The following is a 17584-nucleotide window of genomic DNA, read 5'->3' as shown; positions in this document are numbered from 1 at the left end:
GCAACGGGAGCGCGGGCGCAAGTATCCGCCGAAGGTGAATCCGATGCGTGGCTCGGATTGGGGCGATTTGGCGGTGATTCAGGGCCTGCGCAGGCAAGTGTTCGGTTGAATCTTTTTGCTCCAGATACGTTCCGTGTTTGCAATTTCTAGGGGAGCTTTTATCTCCAGAGCTCATGGCTAATTCTACAACTTCACTGATTGAGTCCTTTAAGCAAGCTGGCCAAGGCCAAGTTTTTCAATTTTTCGACGATTTAGACGCAGCGGCACAGGCGAGCTTGATTGCCCAAGCCGAGACAATCGATCTCGGCGAGGTGAATGCACTCGTGGAAGAGCACGTGAAGGGGGCGCACGATAGCGCTCTGAATTTGGATGGCTTAGAGCCGGCTCCTTATGAAGCGCTGCCTGTGAATGGTGGGGATGCTGCCCAATGGGACGCTGCTTGGGACGCTGGATCGGCTGCTTTGCAGGCGGGCCGTGTGGCTGCTTTCACTGTGGCTGGTGGGCAGGGCACACGCTTGGGCTACGACGGGCCTAAAGGTACCTACCCGGTCACGCCAGTCACCGACAAGACGCTCTTTCAAGTGTTTGCCGAAAAGATCGCTCGTTCGGGGGAGCGTTTTGGTGTCACGATCCCATGGTTCATTTTGACCAGTGAGATTAATAACGATGCCACTGTCGCTGCCTTTGAGGCCGGTGATTTCTTCGGTCTCGACCGTGAATCGGTGCATTTTATTGTGCAAGGTTTGGTACCTGCGGTCGATTACGAGGGCAAGATCCTCTTGGCGGAAAAGGGAAAAATCGCCATGACGCCTGATGGGCACGGTGGCTCGCTGCGTGCCTTGGTCCGTAGCGGGGCGGTCGATACGATGCAGGCGCAGGGGATCGACATTGTTAGCTATTTTCAGGTGGATAACCCGATCGTGCAGTGCATTGATCCAGCCTTTATTGGCTTCCACGTGCTGGGGCAGTCGGAACTTTCCAGTAAGATGGTGCCGAAAGCTTACGCTTTGGAAAAGGTCGGCCATTTCTGCGTGCAGAATGATCAAGCTCTGGTGGTGGAATACAGTGATATGCCCGCTGCGATGCAGGAGGAAACTACCCCCGAAGGTGGTATCCGCTTCAATGGAGGCAGTGTCGCCATTCACATTTTCGACCGCGAATTTATTGCGCGGGCAGGTGGTTCCGATACGGGGGCCAAGCTTCCATTCCACCGTGCCGATAAGAAGATTCCATACGTGAATGCCGAAGGGGCGACCATTAAGCCTGAAGCGCCTAATGGTGTGAAATTTGAAATGTTTGTCTTCGACGCGCTGCCATTGGCCAAGAACCCAGTGATTATCGAGGCCGCACGAGCGGACGATTTTAGCCCCGTCAAGAATGCCGAAGGCGTGGATTCACCCAAGAGCTGCAAGGAGGATCAACTCCGCATGTTTGCCCGCTGGCTCAAAGCAGCCGGCGAAACGATCGAGACCGACGATACTGGCCTGCCTACAATCACTTTTGAGATCAGCCCGCGCTTCGCTGCCGACGAGGCCGACTTTATCGCTCAATGGGCTGCTTTGGAGGCCAAGCCAGAGCTTAAAGAAGGCGTGGTCATTGAGTAATCTTGTCCACCCACTGCTAAACTGTAAATTATCTTCCGTAGTCGGGTTGCTTCAGCGCCCGCTTCGACATCGCCTATAACCAATGGGTCTTTCTGACACCGCGACACACCAACAGCATCTGAACACTACGCCCGACTGAGATTGGGCGCTTAAGCAACCCAAGCACTTAATATCACCATGAGCCTAATCGAAAAAATTGAATCCGCAGGAGCCGCTGGCTCCTTACTTGAAAGTACTGTCGCCAATCTTAAGATTTGGGCGAGCGCCGATTTCCTGCCTGAGTGGGTGGGCGCGAGTATCGCAGAGTTGGTGGAGAAAGAGGAGTGGGATGAGTTGAACGATCGCTTTTATCAGAACATGGCTTTTGGCACAGGCGGCATTCGCGGTCGCACCATCGGCAAAGTACCGGCAGCCGCTGAAACCGGCACTCTTTCTGCGCAAGGCACGCCCGAACACGCTGCGGTGGGCACCAATGTGCTCAATGATTTTAACTTGATCCGTGCGACCGTTGGCATGTTCCGCTATGTGGAGAAGTATCTTAAAGAAAGTGGTCGTCATGATTTACCACGTTTCGTGATCGCGCACGATGTGCGTCATTTCTCGCGTCACTTCTGTGAGCTTGCCGCGTCCACATGGTGTAAGCTTGGGGGGCAAGCCTTGATTTTTGAAGGGCCACGTTCGACGCCGCAGCTTAGTTTTGCGGTGCGTCAGTTTAAAGCGACCTGTGGTGCGGTCATTACCGCCAGCCACAATCCACCCCACGATAACGGTTTTAAGGCTTACTTTGAAGATGGCGCGCAAGTGGTTTCTCCGCACGCGGAGGGCATTGTGAACCTTGTCAACGAGGTGAAACTGGAAGAGTTGACACAATTCCTCGATGTGGACCTCACGCCTGTCATCGTGTTGGGAGCTGAGGCAGATCAGCCCTACCAAGACTTGTTGCAGGAGATGGTGGTCGACACCGAGGTGATGCAGAAGGTTGCGCCTAAAGTCGTCTTTACTCCGATCCATGGTTGCGGCGCCATCAGCTCCTTGCCTGCGCTGGAAAAGCTCGGCGTGGAAGTGATTGGTGTGCCGGAGCAAATGGAGCCCGACGGTCGTTTCCCGACAGTTAAGTCACCCAACCCGGAGAATGCGGAAGCACTCACAATGGCCATCGCTAAGGCCAATGAGACGGGTGCTGATGTTGTGATCGCCACCGATCCTGATGCCGATCGTATGGGAGTGGCGGTGCGTGATCGTTCAGGCGAAATGGTGCTACTCACGGGGAACCAAATCGGGACATTGATGGCAGAGTATCGTATTTCGACTTTAAAGGACGCCGAAATTTTGCCCGAAGACGGCTCCGAAAATGCCGTGCTGATTAAGACTTTCGTGACTAGCCCGATGCAGGAAGCCGTTGCGACTTGGCATGGTCTGAAGACAATCAATACCTTGACTGGCTTCAAATGGCTTGGTGAAAAATTGGCTGGCTACGAGGCTGAGATGAAGGCCAAGCTGCTGGAAAAAGAAGGTCTAGCAGTGGATTACGATGCGTGCGATGTTTGGACTCGTGCAGATTTGATGCTCGATTACTCCACTTACTTTGTCTTCGGCGGTGAAGAGAGTTACGGCTATCTGGCCACGGATAAGTTGCGCGATAAAGATGCCAATGCCGCGGTGGTCATGTTCTGTGAGCTGGCAGCTTACTTGAAGGCGCAAGAGATGACTTTTCCAGAGTATTTGGATGCGCTGTATTTACAGCACGGATACTACGAGGAAAAGACCATCAATATTTATTACGAGGGTGCCGCTGGCTCGCAGAAGATTAAAAATATTCTCGAATCCTACCGTAGCAATCCACCCAAGGCTTTTGGCGACGTGACTGTGAGCGGCTTTACCGACTTTGGTCAGGACGAAATCATTGATGCTGATGGCAAGCGCATCCCACCGCAGGATTTCTATTTCTTGGAATTGAGCAATGGGTATAGCTTCGCAGTGCGCGGTTCTGGCACCGAGCCTAAGATTAAGTTCTATGTATTTGGTCGCTCCGATGTGATTGAGCCAGAAGACTTGCCACAGGTCAAAGCCGACGCCAGCGAGGTGATGCAGGCGATGTTGGCTGCGATCGACGCCGATGCGCGTGAGCGAGCCGAAGCGTAAGTTCTAGTAGCCCTTGGGAGTATCGGTCGAGTCGTCCGTCTGTTCACGTTGCGGTGGCGGCTCGATCCAGCTCTTTGCTCAGTTCACGGATTAGCACTGCAATCTCTTCTCGCGGCGCGCCCCCTTTGCTCGATGCAGAGATCTTTTCGACCAATGTGCTGATCGCTTCACATTGTTGCACTCGACACAAGCCTAGGAGTTTATGGATGACCTCGTCTTGCTCCTGGCTACGGTCGAGTGCGAATGCGATTTTGAGTTTATCGAGTTCTTCTCTTAGGGATTGATTGTATTCAGCTTGCAGTTCTTTGAGACTCATCGGGCCGTTTTTCGAGAGGTAGGCGAGTAAGTCGCTTCCCGTGCTATTAGGGCTTTTTCGATGGTGGCGCTTTAGTAGTTTCTTAAGTTTCTCGGGCTCAAGTGGCTTTTCGATAAAGTGGTTGAAGCCTGCTGCGATGCATCTTTCTTCGGCATCCAGGCTATTGTAGGCGCTCAGTGCTATAAACTTGGGGCAATGTCCTTCGTGTTGTTCCAAGTAGGCTTCGACGACTTCGATGCCGCTTAACTCTGGCATACTGATATCGAGGATGACTATTTCGTAGTGTGAACTTTGTAGTTTGTTGAGCGCGATACGTCCATTTTCAGCGACGTCGATTTCGGCGCCCATGCTATCTAATACCGCGGTGCTGATGTAGCGATTGAAGTTCATATCGTCGGCGATGAGCACGCGTTTTCCTTTGAGGATCTCCGAGCCTTCTTGTGTATGGTTCGCCTTGGTCTTGCGGCGGAATAATTCGATTTCAAATTGAAGATTTAAAACGAAACGCGCCCCGCCGTGATATTTTGAGTCCAAGGTCAGACTGCCGCCCATGAGACGGGCCATTTCTGCTGAAATGGTGAGCCCTAGTCCAGTTCCGGGGATGTGGCTCATTTCGCTATCGGGTAGGCGTGTGAATTCCTGAAAGATTATGTGTTCATGCCCTTGGGGGACGCCAGGGCCCGAATCGATCACCTCGAAGCAGGCGTCTACTGTCTCTTCGCTTGCCTGGTAGCTTAGGATGACTCTGACGACGCCCTTGTTTGAATATTTGATAGCATTAGAAACCAGGTTAATCAGGATTTGGCGCAGCAAGACCGGGTCCCCCTTCCAGTTGTGCTTGATGTCGGGTTTTTCTACCTCGAGTTCAATGCCCTTTTCGTGCGCCATAGATGTTTGAATTTGAAGGACCTCTTGCAGCAATTCGGCGGGGGCGAAGGATTCGACTCGAGTTCTCAATTTTCCAGCTTCGAGGCTCGAGTAGTCGAGTGTTTGACTGAGAAGCTGATTCAAGTGCTGGCTGCAACTATACAAGTGGGTGGTCTCTTCGGAGGCTGTGCCCTGTTCATCTTCTCTTTGCTTGAGCAATTGCGAGATCCCGATGATACCATTGAGTGGGTTACGGATTTCGTGGCTAATGCTCGCGAGGAAGTTTTGTTTCGCCTTGTTGGCCTTCTGTAATTCTTGTTTTTGTGCCTCCAGTTCTTGTGTGCGCTGCTGGACCAGTGCAGAGAGGCGTTCATTTCTTAGCCGAAGACTTTGATTTTTTAAATAATTGAGTCCTGTCAGCAGGAATAAGCCGATGATGACATAAGTGGCGTAGGCGTAGGGCGTATTATACCAAGGAGCTAGAATGGTGATTTGGAGACTCGCTCCTGTTCCGATGCGGCCAAACTCGTCAATGGCTCGAACTTCAAATGTATAAGAGCCGCTGGGTAAGTTGGTGAATACGCGTGATGTGGAAGCGTGAGGATCGGACCAAGATTCGTTGTACCCGGCGAGGCGTGTTTGATATCTGGTGGCTTTGATCGGAGTGGGGGAAGAAGCGTAATCGATGTAGAGCGATCTCTGTGGGAAGTCTAAGCTGATTTGTTGCGGTGGGCTGCCTGCGCCGTTGTAGTAGAGCTGAGCAGTCTCTTGCTCACCAATCTGAGTGAGTTTGGTTTCTGGAGCCGTATATGTAGGCATTTGAGAGATGTTATAACGCAGGATGTTTTTGCTACCGCCCAGCCAGAGGATTTCATCCGAGCTTTCGTTTATTTCATTGAGCAGAGTATGCACTCGACCTGCTAAAGCGGACGAAGGTAAGTGATATGGGGTCCAAGTGAATCGACCTTGCTCCCATATTAATTTGCCCACTGGATTGATCTGTTGATTCCTGCTAGGGAGGTATAATACCCAGCCAAGTTGTGAGGCGGTAGGCGCGTGACTGAGAGCATAGGCATCGTTGCCCAGATCCTCCCCCAGCACAGGGTCGTAGACGAATTTTCCTGAAAGGGTATTGTATTTATATAGCCCTTTATTGCTAATGACTATTGTCAACTCGTCACGCTGAAGAATGTAGGCCCAGGTAAATTTTGCTGGCAGGCCCGATTCTTGGCCCAGTGCTTGGATCGAGTTAGCTTGTTCCCAATCCGCCATGAGCAAGGGAGAGTTCTCACCTGAAATTAGTAATTTGGAATGTGCGATCTCAGCGACGGAGATGGCTCCTGACTGAAAGTCCTGCAGTGAGTCTAAATACTGCCATCGATCGCTTTTCTTTTGCCAGCGACTGATTCTGGGGAGGTCTGTGACGTATATTATATTCGGGTCTTGCCGGCTGTGATAGATCGAGGAGATTTCTCTTGGAGTATGGACCTTCCTGGGCGTGTTGTTCTTGTTGTGTATAAAGTTGAGTGAATTGATGTCGCCGTAAAGGAGTTGATCGTCGACTGTCTGTATGCACCAGATGTGGGTGCCGGTATCTAGCATTTGCTGCTCTTGTTGGCCTTTGATAGTATGCGAAATGCGTTGCAGGCTGCTACCATTGGAATAGTAGAGGTCGCCGGCATACTTTTGCATCCGATAGGCTGTATCCGCATAGTAAGTGAGCGGTAACCTTGGTATCATTAATATTGTGCCGATCCCCGCACTCCATATCGTCCCATAGCTATCCGACATCGTGTAGAAAATGGGCTTCTGATACGGGATATGTCGTAGGGTTTCTCCAGTTATGCTGATGATGAAGACACCATCATGGCTGGTGCTTAATATAATATTATTATTAGGACAGATAAAGGCGTGAAGGGTTTGAGAGTCGGGTATCAGTGGAAATGCGCGTCGGTAACTGCCGTCTTTTAAGTAAAAGATGCCGTTATTGACTGTTGCGCATAAGACGCCCTTGGAGGTGTTGCCCAGTATGCCAATGATGCCTGAGGCGACTTCGGGGTTTGCTTGAGCAATTTGTTCAAATTCGTTGCCATTAAAGTGAAAGACTCCTGTGCCGCGCGCGTGTATGTAGAGGCCGTCATCGGTCCAGCTCGGCAGGATTCTACGTTCATCTTCAAACTTCCAGGAGCGCCATTTTCCCTCAGTCCATCGTAGCACATGTTCCGAAGTAATGAGAAAGATTGCTTTTTCATGTGAGTATAGCTTCCAGAATGTGCCGAGATCTTTGCCTTCAAATGCGGTCGTGACTGAACTTGTCATGTCATTGTAAATGTATTGGCCACTTGGAGTTGCGGAGTAGTAGCCGACTGACTTCATTCCTGCCACCCAGATGTTTTGTGCACTATCTGCTGCGATGGACATCACATAGCTGGAGTGCCCCGTTTCCGGCATTAGGGACCATTGGACACCATCAAATTTAAGTAGGCCACGCTCGTTTCCGACAAAGATGTGGCCTTGTGCATCTTCAATGATCGAGGTGGAAGTTTCGCCCGCCTGATGGTCTTCGGTGGTGTAGGCAGTATGTATGTGATGCCATGCAAGTTCATCGATGCTCTGCGCAAACAGTGCTTGCGTCAGTATCAAGAAGGCAGCGAGGAATAAGTACGGGGCGCTCTTAGAGTGGCTGTGACGAAAACGATTCAAGTGAATAGCGGTTTAGTGTGGAGATTGCTGCCCTGCCTACTATATGTGGAAGTCTATAGTCGGTCGCTTGGGCGATCGATTGAATTTTAGGTGCATGCATACAGATCGATGCGTCAGCATAAGGCTGGTATCTTGGGCTGCAAGCGCTTTGAGAACATGCCTGGTGCCTTAGAGTTTAGTTCCTGGAAATTACTGGGGTATAATTCTTGCAGCGTTTGCATGCCTGCATTTAATCCCACTCAATGAAAGCCCTGATTATTGAAGATGAGAAATTCGTGCGCGAGTATCTCACGAGCTTATTGCGCAATGAGTTTGATTTTGATGAGATTGTGCAGGCCGTGGACGGAGAAGTTGGATGGCAGCTCTTTGAACAGCAGTCCTTTCAATTTATCATTTTGGATTTATTGTTGCCTAAGTTGGATGGCATTCAGCTGGCGAAGCGTATACTGGAGCGCGGTCGAGGGCATCGCATTTTGGCGATTTCCAGTGAATGCGATGACTTCACAGTAAGAGAGGTTTCGCGAAGTGGGATTCTTGGCTTTGTGAGCAAGAAGGATATGTCGCATGATATTATGAACGAGGCCTTGGGAGAGATTTTCGATGGTCACGTTTATTATTCTGCGAGCGTATTGCAGGTTTTGGAGCGCGTGCGTAATGATCCCGATGCTTATTTCAAGGTATTGTCAAAGCGCGAATTACAAGTGCTACGCTATATCGCGCAGCGGAGGTCGCATGATGAAATTGCGAAAGAGCTAGGCTTAAGTGACTTTACGATCAAGCGGCATCGTCATAATGCGATGAAAAAGTTAAACTTGAAGAATGAATCTAGCCTGCTGCATTTCGCTTTAGATAAAGGGATTTTAAAGCACAAGAGTGGTTTGGACTGGAGTGCGTGAGCAGTCATTATGAGTGCTCAAAAGCCGCTTTACTGTAATTGGTGTTTTGATACCAATTTTAAGTAATTGCCGGCTTTTTTCATCTTTTTAGCGATTAGCTTCACTGCAACATACATATATGAGTCATTGGACGGTTGAAGTCTTCTTCAGAATCGTGTGCTATGTCTGGAGTCGAGAGACTGGTTCATTCATAGTAGGTATTTCGTGCCAGACTTATTGTCCCGGTGTTTGCCCGGGGCACTTGTGGATGTGGTGACATTCACGGGCTATTTTATGAACCAGTCTCTTGATGCCTTCTTTTTTAAGAAGGAGACAGTCGCTCTATTTAGAATTCGCGACTGACACTTATGTGGTAACGTCTGCCTTCTAGGGTGTAGAGTGAGCTATCGTAACCATCCGCAAAAGCGCCTGCAGCAAAAGGTGGTGCCTCGTCGCTGACATTATCCACGCCAACTGTGAGAGTTGTATTGTTGAGCCATGTCATTGAGTTTTCAGGCCAGCGATAACTCGCGACAATATCAACTGTGGACCAAGCTTTCACCGTGCGTGGCTCCTGATCGATTGTGAAGGCTGAATTATCATCGAGCGAGTCGATGTAGTTGAGTGTGCCGCCGAGGGTGAGTTGCTTGTGCTGCCAGAGCAGTTCGAGGTAACCCTTATATTCGGGGATGGAGCCACGACCAACGAGATTGCTTCCCGTGGCGCGTGGGTCGACTAGCGTTCCGAGATAAGATTGGTAGGCAGCGCCGTCCGATGCTTTTAGTTTGTAGCTAAGCACCTGATTGAGTCCGAGTGTTGCTTGCCAGAATCCATTATTAGTTGGTGCTTTGTAGCGCACTTTGTATTCGATGCCATCAGTTATGGATTCAGATGCGTTGAACCAGTTGGCAAATACGCCAGTGAGTGCTTGGGTGCTGGGGTCTCTCAAGACGACAGCATTTCCGATATCGTTGCCCAAGGCGGCCTGATCGATGAAGTATTGAGCGCCGTTGACGATGACATCTTCGGTTTCTATTCGATAATAATCGACAGCGATTTGCCATCCGCGTGTAGTATCTGGCTCGAATAGAAGTCCGACATTCAGATTGATGGATCGCTCGGGGTCCAAGTCAGGGTTGCCACTCACGGCCGTATCGATACGAGAGCTAGGAGGCGTGAAGCCGAGTGGGTCATTGTAGATCGGGTATGTGGAAATGCCAGCTCCATAGCTTTCGGTGAGTGTGGGGGCTCGGAAGGAGCTGCCAAGACTGGCGCGTATTTGGAGGGCGGGATGTGGGCGATAAAAGAGCCCAGCCTTATAGACGAGTGCGTCATATTCGTTGGAAACATCGCTGTTGCCTGCTGTGGGGCGGTCGCGATAGTGCTCATAGCGACTGGATAGACTGATGGCCAATTCCTGATGTGCCTGGCTAAAGATGGGCAGCCAGGTCTCGACAAAGAGAGCGCTCACCTCGCGCTCCGCGCCGTATGAGTTTTCGCTTGCGCCACCAAGGTTCATGCTCGATTCAAAAAGCGGATCGATGGCGACATCGATAGTTTCTTTGCGGAATTCGAGTCCGGTTGCGAGTTCAAGCTCGCCCGCGGGCAGTTCGAATAGGGGGGCATCGGCTTTGAGATCGTAGCTCCAGAATGTTTCGTCGTAATGGTTGCTTGGTGTACGGGCCGCACTTTGTAAGGCGGTCGTATTATCGTAGCCAGTCCCTACGGCGCCGGCACTTGCGAAAGGGTTAAATGCGCCGGAGTTTATTAGGTCGACGAGAGCAGTTTCATCAGTGATACCCGAATAGTTAGCTGCGAGCTTTGTTTCTATATAGCTGACGGCTGTTTCCCAGTTCCAGTCTGCAGCTTGCCCACGCAAGCCGATCAGTCCGCGTAAGGCGGTTTTCTGTTGTTCGATCTCGAGCCTGCCTAGTTCAAAACTGCGGTAGTTCACTTGTTCTAGTTCGGAGGGGGCGATGCCGCTTGGTAGGTGAGGGCTCGTACGTGCTGCGTCTAACACTGCAGAATGCACTGGGAAGTTAAAACCGGCAAAAGGGAAGGAACCGCCAAACCAGGGTGCGGGGGCGAGACCATTCTCGAAGTTACTCCCTGTGTATAAGAACTCAGTCCAAATTTGTAGTTGGGGGCGAATCTCGTGGCTGAGGTGAGCCATTAGACTGCTGCGTTCCACCTCAGGTACTGCGATGGCTTGGTCATTAAAATTATAAAGATCTTCCGAGGCATCCCAAAGGCGGTAATCCGAGAGACTTTGGGGGCTCACGACGCCGTCTTTGAGTGTGTATTCGCTGCCATCAACTTTAATTCGACCAGGGTATGTGGGACTGCCTTGGTTTTGGCCGCCTTGTGAGCGACGGTCTGTGTCTTCTGAAATATTACGATCGCGTGTGTTGATGGCGTTGCGCTGATACCAGCTGCCCGATAGAACTAAGTGTGTGGAGTCGTTGAGCGCTTGGCCTGATAAAAAGGAGAGCGTTTTTTCAGATGCGTCGCCGTCGGTTGTGTTACTGTAGCTAGAGTCTATCCGGTTTCCCGTGTAGCTGTCGTGTAGTAGGATATTTAGAGTGCCCGCCACCGCATCGGATCCGTAAGTTACGGAGCTGTCGCCTGGTACGACTTGCACTGCTTGAATGGCCGCTGTTGGAATGAGGTTAAGATCGGCAAAGCCGCCATGCTGAAATCCATATGCACTGTTACCGCCAGAGCGGCGGCCGTTTATCAGTGTGAGAGTCGATAAATTACCTAATCCGCGAAGATTCGCGCCAGCTGAGCCGGTGCCGCCGTTACTGTCGTTTTCTGTATTACTGGCTCCAAAGGAGAATGCTTGTTCACGTATGGCTTCGATCGCAGTTTGATGGTCCCAGAGTTCTAGTGCAGCAGAGTCGATCACTGTCAGGGCTGGAGGGAGTCGCTCGTTGGATACGGGTAAATGGCTGCCAGTGACTAAATAGGGTTCTAGCTGCGTCAGCTCACTAGGCTCCTCACTCTCGATTACTTGCCCTGTCAGGCATTGTGAGACGACTGCGCCTAGAGTAATCCGTATCAGTGTCGTGAATTTCATTTAGATGAGAAGTCTAGTGATTTGTATTTCTGCTGTGCTGGAGATCGCGTCACATTATTGAGGCTTTGATGTATGTATAGGGACTAGTTTTTATTAGGCTAGTTTATAGTGAGCTGATTTCGCGTAGTTATTAATGTGGGTTATGCCTCTATCTTCATAGTTTGAAGTGGCGCGAAGCTGGCTTTTCGCTCTGCCTTCATATTCTCAGCGTCTTCTCTACCCCAAAAAAACGGCGTCGATTTCTCGACGCCGTCATCTTGAGTGTGTTTGTGTGCTGGTGCCTAAGCACGTCCGCCGTAGGATCGGTCCGCGGTGTTTACCTTAATCGTTTCGCCTTCCTTGATAAACAGCGGCACTTGAATCGTCAGGCCTGTTTCCAGTGTAGCTGGTTTTTGCACATTACTAGCTGTGTCGCCTTTGATGCCCTCGGCCGATTCGGTGACTTTCATCTCCAGCGATGCCGGAAGATCGATCGAGATGGGCTTATCGTCTACGTGGAGCACACTGTAAGCCTGTGTTTCCACCAAAAAGTCCTTTGCATCTTCGACTAGGCTTTCTTCGAGAATGATGTCTTCAAATGATTCCGGGTCCATGAAGTGGTAGCCATCTGCGTCGATGTAGCTAAATTCGAGTTTGATCATGTCGGTGTGCATGATTTCGACGCTGTCCGTGGTACGGATCTTCGTATTGGTGCTAGCACCAGTATTTAGGTTGCGCATAGTGACTTGCATGAAGCCAGCTTGTCGACCTTGGGTGCGGTGTTGCACATCAAGTACGAGGTGCGGGTTGCCTTGATAGTTGAGAACTTTGCCTTTACGGACGTCTGTTGGTGATGCCATGGGTATGATTGGTTGAAAAAAATGTCTGATTTGGCAGTCAGTGGCCCCAGTGTCAAGGGCGCCCTCTCAAGCGGTTGCCAGAAACGTAGCTGCAGTCTGATAGTTGAGTGTATTCATTGTACTTATTCTGTTTTTTCTGAATTTGTACTTGCCAGTATGTGTACTAACGGCATTTTCGCGCTCTTTCTCCGGAAAAAGCATCCATTCACCATTAACAAGTCGGGTTGGAAATCCGCCTTATACTAAAGATGTCACAGTCATTATTACAAAAACACTACGCCGAGAAGGTTGTGCCCGCACTTATGGAAAAGTTCGGGTATAAAAACCCGCACCAAGTTCCCGCGATCAAGAAGATCGTTTTGAACTCTGGCTTCTCCGCAACTGCTGATAAAAACCACGTGCAATACGTGAACGACGAGATCGCGAAGGTCTCCGGTCAGCGCCCTGTTACTACAATCGCGAAGCTCAGTATTTCGAACTTCAAGCTTCGCGAAGGTCAGCCAATCGGCTGTAAGGTTACGCTACGTGGCGCGGCCATGTATGATTTCTTGATGCGTTTGATCAACATCTCGCTGCCATGCATTCGTGACTTTCGTGGGGTTCCTACACGTCTCGACGGTCAAGGTAACTACACTCTGGGTCTGAATGACCACACGATTTTCCCCGAAGTCAGTGCTGAAGGCACCAACGCCACCATTGGTATGGATGTCTGCATCAACACAAGCGCTTTGACTGATGAAGAAGGCCGCGAATTGCTTAAGCTCTTCGGCATGCCTTTCCGTAAGACTAGCTCCGAAGTGGCTGCCGAAGAAGGCGCCGCCGCTGCAGCCAGTGCCTAAGCGACACCTACTGACTTAAGAAAGATTTACTCATGGCTAAAAAATCAGCAATCCAACGCAACTTGAAGCGCGAACGCATGATCGCTAAATACGCCGCAAAGCGTAAAGAGCTCAAAGCGATCATCGCCAACCCTGAAACTTCCGACGAGGAGTTCTACAAGGCGCAAGCCAAGTTGACTAAGCTGCCTAAGAACAGCTCTCCGATCCGTGCGCGCAATCGTTGCTCCGTCACTGGTCGTCCCCGTGCGTTCATTCGCAAATTCGGTCTTTCCCGTATCACATTCCGTGAGCTTGCCACACAAGGTAAGATTCCTGGTGTGACCAAATCCTCTTGGTAAGCGCTCTTGCTTAACCAAACTCACTGAAAACCCACTAGTAAAATACTATGGCAGTTCACGACACAATTGGAGATTTCCTCACCACTATTCGTAACGCGAGCCGAGCACACAAGGAGTCCTGCACCACGCAGCACTCTAAAATGCGCGCTGCAATCGCTTCGATTTTAAAGGCAGAGGGCTATATTCACGACTTTAGCGAAGGTCAAAATGAGAAGGGCTTTAAGACGCTCACACTCAAGTTGAAATTCGCAGGTAAAACACCGGCGATCACCGATATCCAGCGTCAAAGCACGCCAGGTCGTCGTCTCTACTACGGTTGCACAGAAATCCCACGCGTCCTTGAGGGCATGGGTGTCGCAATCCTCACAACTTCTAAAGGCGTAATGCGCGCCCGCGATGCTCGCGCAGCGGGCGTTGGCGGCGAGTTCGTCTGCAAAGTCTGGTAATTAAAAGGCAGCACACGATGAGCAGAATTGGTAAACTTCCTATCCCCGTCCTTGAAAAGGCGAACGTCACGATCGATGGTCAGACAGTTCGCGCTGAAGGTCCAAAGGGGAAACTTGAAAAAACTTTCGACGGTTCGATTAATCTCGAGCTGGCTGATGGCGAAATCCGCGTGACTCCTGCAGACAGCAGTCGCCACGCTCGCGCCATGTTTGGCACCGCACGTTCCATTATCAATAATATGGTGATGGGTGTCGTTGATGGTTACGAAAAGAAACTTGAAATCAAAGGTGTTGGTTTCCGCGCAGCGCTTGAAGGCGACTTGCTCGACCTCGCACTTGGTTACTCTCACCCGGTCAAAGTGAAGATTCCTGAAGGAATCACTGTCACTGTGACCGAGAACACTAAAATCTCCGTCTCCGGTGCCGATAAGCAAATCGTCGGTGAAATCGCCGCGACAATCTATTCTTACTTCCCTGCAGAGCCTTACAAGGGCAAGGGTGTCCATATCGTCGGTCAATACGTCCGCCGTAAGGAGGGTAAGAAGTCCGCTTAATTTTCAGCAGAGGGTAATACATGAAACTCCAAAAGAAAAATTCTCTCGCGCAGAAGCGTCGCTATCGCATCCGCAAGAAGGTCAAAGGCACTGCAGAGCGCCCGCGCCTCGCTGTGCATTTCTCCAACAAGCACATCTATGCGCAATGCATCGACGACGTAGCTGGTCACACTGTGGCCTACGCTTCATCAGTTGGTGGCAAAGACGCTGACGTGAAAGCAAACAACGATGGTGCACTTGCACTGGGTAAAGTGATCGCTGAGAAGGCGAAAGCAGCCGGTGTTGAAACTGTTGTATTCGACCGTTCCGGTCGTCGCTACCACGGTTGTGTCAAAACATTCGCTGAAGCGGCTCGCGAAGGCGGCCTCAAATTCTAAGGACTTCCCATATGAGCAGACAAAAAAGATCATTTTCCCAAAAAGACGAGCCGGAAGAAACTCCTGAATACATCGAGAAGGTTGTGCATATCAACCGTTGCGCAAAGGTTGTAAAGGGCGGTCGCCGTTTCAGCTTCGCAGCTCTTGTTGTTGTGGGTAATCAAAAAGGTGAAGTTGGTGTCGGTTACGGTAAAGCTAAGGAAGTTCCTGAGTGTATCCGTAAGGGCACTGAGCAAGCTAAGAAGAACCTCGTTACGATTAATCTTCGCGGCGATACCATCCCACACCACGTGCTCGGCCAAGCCGACGGCGGTAAGGTTTTGCTTCGCCCCGCTTCTGACGGAACGGGTGTAATCGCTGGCGGCGGTTGCCGTGCGGTTCTCGAATCCGTTGGTGTCAAAAATATTCTATCCAAGTCCCTCGGTTCGAACAACCACCTGGCCATGGTCAACGCCACTATGGCCGCGCTCCTACAGCTTCGTTCGCATGAGGAAATTCAAAACGTCCGTTTCGGCGAAGTCGCTGCGGAAGTCTAAGGAATCAGCAACATGAATCTCGAAAATATTCCAACCATTAAGGGTGCAACGCACCCGACTAAGCGTCTTGGACGTGGTGAAGGTAGCGGTCACGGTAAAACATCCGGTAAGGGGCATAAGGGTCAAAAGGCTCGCTCTGGCGGTGGTATCCGTGTCGGTTTTGAAGGTGGTCAAATGCCCCTTTACCGTAAGCTTCCTCGTCGCGGTTTCAATAACAAGAACTTCAAGGTCTCTTATCAACTGGTCAATGTCGGACAGCTCGAAAAGCTGGAAGGCAATGTCGTTGATCGTGAGTCTCTGATCAAAGCTGGACTCGTCCGTGACAACAAGCAGGACATCAAGCTCCTGGGTGACGGCGAAGTTTCTAAGGCATTCACTGTTAAAGTTTGCAAGGTTTCCGAGACTGCCAAGAGCAAGATCGAAGCTGCAGGCGGTCAGATCGAAGCCTCTGAAGCTCCTGCTGAAGAGAAGGAAGAAGCGTAATTCGTTTCCCTTTTTTGGGAGTCGAGTAAAGGATAACTACTGATGCTTTCTGCTTTTACAAATTCGCTGAAGATTCCTGAACTACGCCAGAAGATCTTCTTCACGTTGGCGTTGTTGTTCATTGCCCGTGTTGGCGCGAACATTCCACTTCCTGGAATGAACATCGCTCCAATTCAGGCATTCTTCGCGGATCAAGCGAATGCGGGAGGTGGTCTCGTTGGCATGTTTAACATGTTCAGCGGGGGCGCGCTTTTGAATGGTGCACTTTTTGCACTGGGCATTATGCCATACATTAGTGCGTCGATCATCATGCAGTTGGTCGGGGCGGTCTTCCCTGTCATCGCTCGTCTGCAACAAGAAGGCGACGTTGGCCGGCAGAAAATCAACCAATATACGCGTTACCTGACGCTCGGCATTTGCGTCGTGCAAGGTTTGTTGCTATTGGTCGCACTTTCGACCAATCCAGCTAGCTTGATCGGGCAAGGTTTTAATCCTGCGGAATACGGCAAAGTCGTGATTGCAGGGCAGGTGCCTTTCTTGATCACTGGCACCATCTTCTTAACTGCGGGCACCATGATTATGGTGTGGCTCGGTGAGCAGATTACACAGCGTGGTATTGGTAATGGTATCTCCTTGCTGATCACAGTGAACATTATCTCTGGCTTGCCCGGAGCGGTGGCTTCTGCTTACCAAATGTTTGTTGCACCCGTAGGTTCTGAAGGGGCTTCTCTGGGAGTTCCTGAAGGCGTATTGATGTTGGCACTGCTCTTCGCGGTGACAGCGGCACTGGTTGCAATCACTCAGGCTCAGCGTAAGATCCCTGTCCAGTATGCTAAGCGCGTCGTAGGTCGTAAGGTCTACGGTGGGCAGAGCTCCTTCTTGCCACTCAAGGTTAACTACGCAGGTGTGATGCCTGTGATCTTCGGTAGCGCGATCTTGATGTTTCCGACTCAGATCTTGTCTTACCTTGGTAGTGCAACAGGCATGCGTTTCTTCAACGACTTTGCCGATTCGCTCGGTCGTGGGCAATTCGCTTACTACTTAGTCTTCGGCTTGCTGATCTTGGTATTCTCTTACTTCTGGGTCTCGATGATGTTCAAGCCCATTCAAATTGCAGATGATTTGAAGAAAAATGGCGGTTATATCCCCGGCGTGCGTCCAGGTGAGCCAACTGCTAAGTTCCTCGATCACATCATGACGCGTCTCACCTTGTTTGGTGCACTCTCGCTCACAGTGATCGCAGTTTTCCCAGACATTTTGCTCTTTGCTTACAACGTTCCTTTCAGTGTCGCGATTTTCTTCGGTGGCACCGGAATGTTGATTACCGTAGGTGTGATCTTGGACACTATGCGCCAGATCGAAACTTACTTGTTGCAGCGTCACTACGATGGCTTTCTCAAGAAAGGGAAGATTCGCGGTCGTTCAGCGGAACGTAATAAGCAACTTGTCGATTCTGCGGGACTCCAGGATTTCTGGACCGCATGGCGCCCACTACTGTTTGTCGGTATCGCGCTCTTCATTCTCGGTGTCATCTCTTGGTTCCTTAATCCGAGCTGAGCCTGCACTGATCTCCGAAGGTCGGCTGC

Annotated in this window: 14 protein-coding genes; 11 read left to right on the top strand and 3 right to left on the bottom strand. The window is 50.6% G+C overall.

Translation table 11 applies throughout. The features are described 5' to 3' along the window. Positions 1-173: 173 nt before the first annotated feature. On the top strand, positions 174-1604 hold the full coding sequence (locus tag QEH52_RS00995) for a UTP--glucose-1-phosphate uridylyltransferase (RefSeq protein WP_308948058.1): 1431 nt from the start codon (positions 174-176) through the stop codon (positions 1602-1604). 177 nt (positions 1605-1781) lie between these two features. Further along, entirely contained in the window at positions 1782-3746 is a 1965-nt protein-coding gene (locus tag QEH52_RS00990; protein ID WP_308948057.1) for a phospho-sugar mutase, read from the top strand. A 43-nt stretch (positions 3747-3789) separates the two neighbouring features. Here the strand turns inward: QEH52_RS00990 and QEH52_RS00985 are convergent, their stop codons facing one another. After that, entirely contained in the window at positions 3790-7572 is a 3783-nt protein-coding gene (locus tag QEH52_RS00985) for an ATP-binding protein (RefSeq protein ID WP_308948056.1), read from the bottom strand. A 302-nt stretch (positions 7573-7874) separates the two neighbouring features. Here QEH52_RS00985 and QEH52_RS00980 point away from each other — a divergent pair, with 302 nt between their 5' ends. Further along, the gene (locus tag QEH52_RS00980; RefSeq protein WP_308948055.1) at positions 7875-8528 is read left to right on the top strand and encodes a response regulator; all 654 of its coding nucleotides are present in this window, start codon (positions 7875-7877) and stop codon (positions 8526-8528) included. Between the two features lie 325 nt (positions 8529-8853). Here the strand turns inward: QEH52_RS00980 and QEH52_RS00975 are convergent, their stop codons facing one another. After that, a complete protein-coding gene (locus QEH52_RS00975) occupies positions 8854-11586 on the bottom strand; it encodes a TonB-dependent receptor domain-containing protein (protein WP_308948054.1) in 2733 nt (910 codons plus the stop codon). Between the two features lie 281 nt (positions 11587-11867). Beyond that, positions 11868-12425 (bottom strand): elongation factor P, encoded by a 558-nt coding sequence (gene efp, locus QEH52_RS00970; RefSeq protein WP_308948052.1) that lies wholly within the window; start codon positions 12423-12425, stop codon positions 11868-11870. A 248-nt stretch (positions 12426-12673) separates the two neighbouring features. Here efp and rplE point away from each other — a divergent pair, with 248 nt between their 5' ends. The 8 genes from rplE to secY are packed head-to-tail and all read left to right on the top strand — an operon-like array spanning position 12674 to position 17555. Next, on the top strand, positions 12674-13264 hold the full coding sequence (gene rplE, locus QEH52_RS00965) for a 50S ribosomal protein L5 (protein WP_308948051.1): 591 nt from the start codon (positions 12674-12676) through the stop codon (positions 13262-13264). A 32-nt stretch (positions 13265-13296) separates the two neighbouring features. Continuing rightward, the gene (gene rpsN / locus QEH52_RS00960; RefSeq protein WP_308948050.1) at positions 13297-13602 is read left to right on the top strand and encodes a 30S ribosomal protein S14; all 306 of its coding nucleotides are present in this window, start codon (positions 13297-13299) and stop codon (positions 13600-13602) included. 47 nt (positions 13603-13649) lie between these two features. Next, entirely contained in the window at positions 13650-14048 is a 399-nt protein-coding gene (gene rpsH, locus QEH52_RS00955) for a 30S ribosomal protein S8 (RefSeq protein WP_308948048.1), read from the top strand. A gap of 17 nt (positions 14049-14065) precedes the next feature. Next, a complete protein-coding gene (gene rplF / locus QEH52_RS00950; RefSeq protein WP_308948047.1) occupies positions 14066-14602 on the top strand; it encodes a 50S ribosomal protein L6 in 537 nt (178 codons plus the stop codon). A 20-nt stretch (positions 14603-14622) separates the two neighbouring features. Continuing rightward, positions 14623-14979: a 50S ribosomal protein L18 gene (gene rplR, locus QEH52_RS00945; protein ID WP_308948046.1), complete on the top strand. Its 357-nt coding sequence runs from the start codon at positions 14623-14625 to the stop codon at positions 14977-14979. An 11-nt stretch (positions 14980-14990) separates the two neighbouring features. Then, entirely contained in the window at positions 14991-15515 is a 525-nt protein-coding gene (rpsE, locus tag QEH52_RS00940) for a 30S ribosomal protein S5 (protein WP_308948044.1), read from the top strand. Positions 15516-15527: 12 nt separating this feature from the next. Beyond that, on the top strand, positions 15528-15998 hold the full coding sequence (rplO, locus tag QEH52_RS00935) for a 50S ribosomal protein L15 (protein WP_308948043.1): 471 nt from the start codon (positions 15528-15530) through the stop codon (positions 15996-15998). 42 nt (positions 15999-16040) lie between these two features. After that, positions 16041-17555 (top strand): preprotein translocase subunit SecY, encoded by a 1515-nt coding sequence (gene secY / locus QEH52_RS00930; RefSeq protein WP_308948042.1) that lies wholly within the window; start codon positions 16041-16043, stop codon positions 17553-17555. Positions 17556-17584: the final 29 nt, after the last annotated feature.

This window comes from Thalassobacterium maritimum, assembly GCF_031127805.1.
GTDB lineage: Bacteria > Verrucomicrobiota > Verrucomicrobiia > Opitutales > Coraliomargaritaceae > Thalassobacterium > Thalassobacterium maritimum.
The sequence above is the reverse complement of the archived record's forward strand: the minus strand, read 5'-3'. Positions and strand labels throughout refer to the sequence as shown.

Coding starts and splice junctions, on each gene's coding strand:
- QEH52_RS00995 (WP_308948058.1), top strand. CDS start 174: ATGGCTAATTCTACAACTTCACTGATTGAGTCCTTTAAGCAAGCTGGC.
- QEH52_RS00990 (WP_308948057.1), top strand. CDS start 1,782: ATGAGCCTAATCGAAAAAATTGAATCCGCAGGAGCCGCTGGCTCCTTA.
- QEH52_RS00980 (WP_308948055.1), top strand. CDS start 7,875: ATGAAAGCCCTGATTATTGAAGATGAGAAATTCGTGCGCGAGTATCTC.
- QEH52_RS00975 (WP_308948054.1), bottom strand. CDS start 11,586: ATGAAATTCACGACACTGATACGGATTACTCTAGGCGCAGTCGTCTCA.
- efp (WP_308948052.1), bottom strand. CDS start 12,425: ATGGCATCACCAACAGACGTCCGTAAAGGCAAAGTTCTCAACTATCAA.
- rplE (WP_308948051.1), top strand. CDS start 12,674: ATGTCACAGTCATTATTACAAAAACACTACGCCGAGAAGGTTGTGCCC.
- rpsN (WP_308948050.1), top strand. CDS start 13,297: ATGGCTAAAAAATCAGCAATCCAACGCAACTTGAAGCGCGAACGCATG.
- rpsH (WP_308948048.1), top strand. CDS start 13,650: ATGGCAGTTCACGACACAATTGGAGATTTCCTCACCACTATTCGTAAC.
- rplF (WP_308948047.1), top strand. CDS start 14,066: ATGAGCAGAATTGGTAAACTTCCTATCCCCGTCCTTGAAAAGGCGAAC.
- rplR (WP_308948046.1), top strand. CDS start 14,623: ATGAAACTCCAAAAGAAAAATTCTCTCGCGCAGAAGCGTCGCTATCGC.
- rpsE (WP_308948044.1), top strand. CDS start 14,991: ATGAGCAGACAAAAAAGATCATTTTCCCAAAAAGACGAGCCGGAAGAA.
- rplO (WP_308948043.1), top strand. CDS start 15,528: ATGAATCTCGAAAATATTCCAACCATTAAGGGTGCAACGCACCCGACT.
- secY (WP_308948042.1), top strand. CDS start 16,041: ATGCTTTCTGCTTTTACAAATTCGCTGAAGATTCCTGAACTACGCCAG.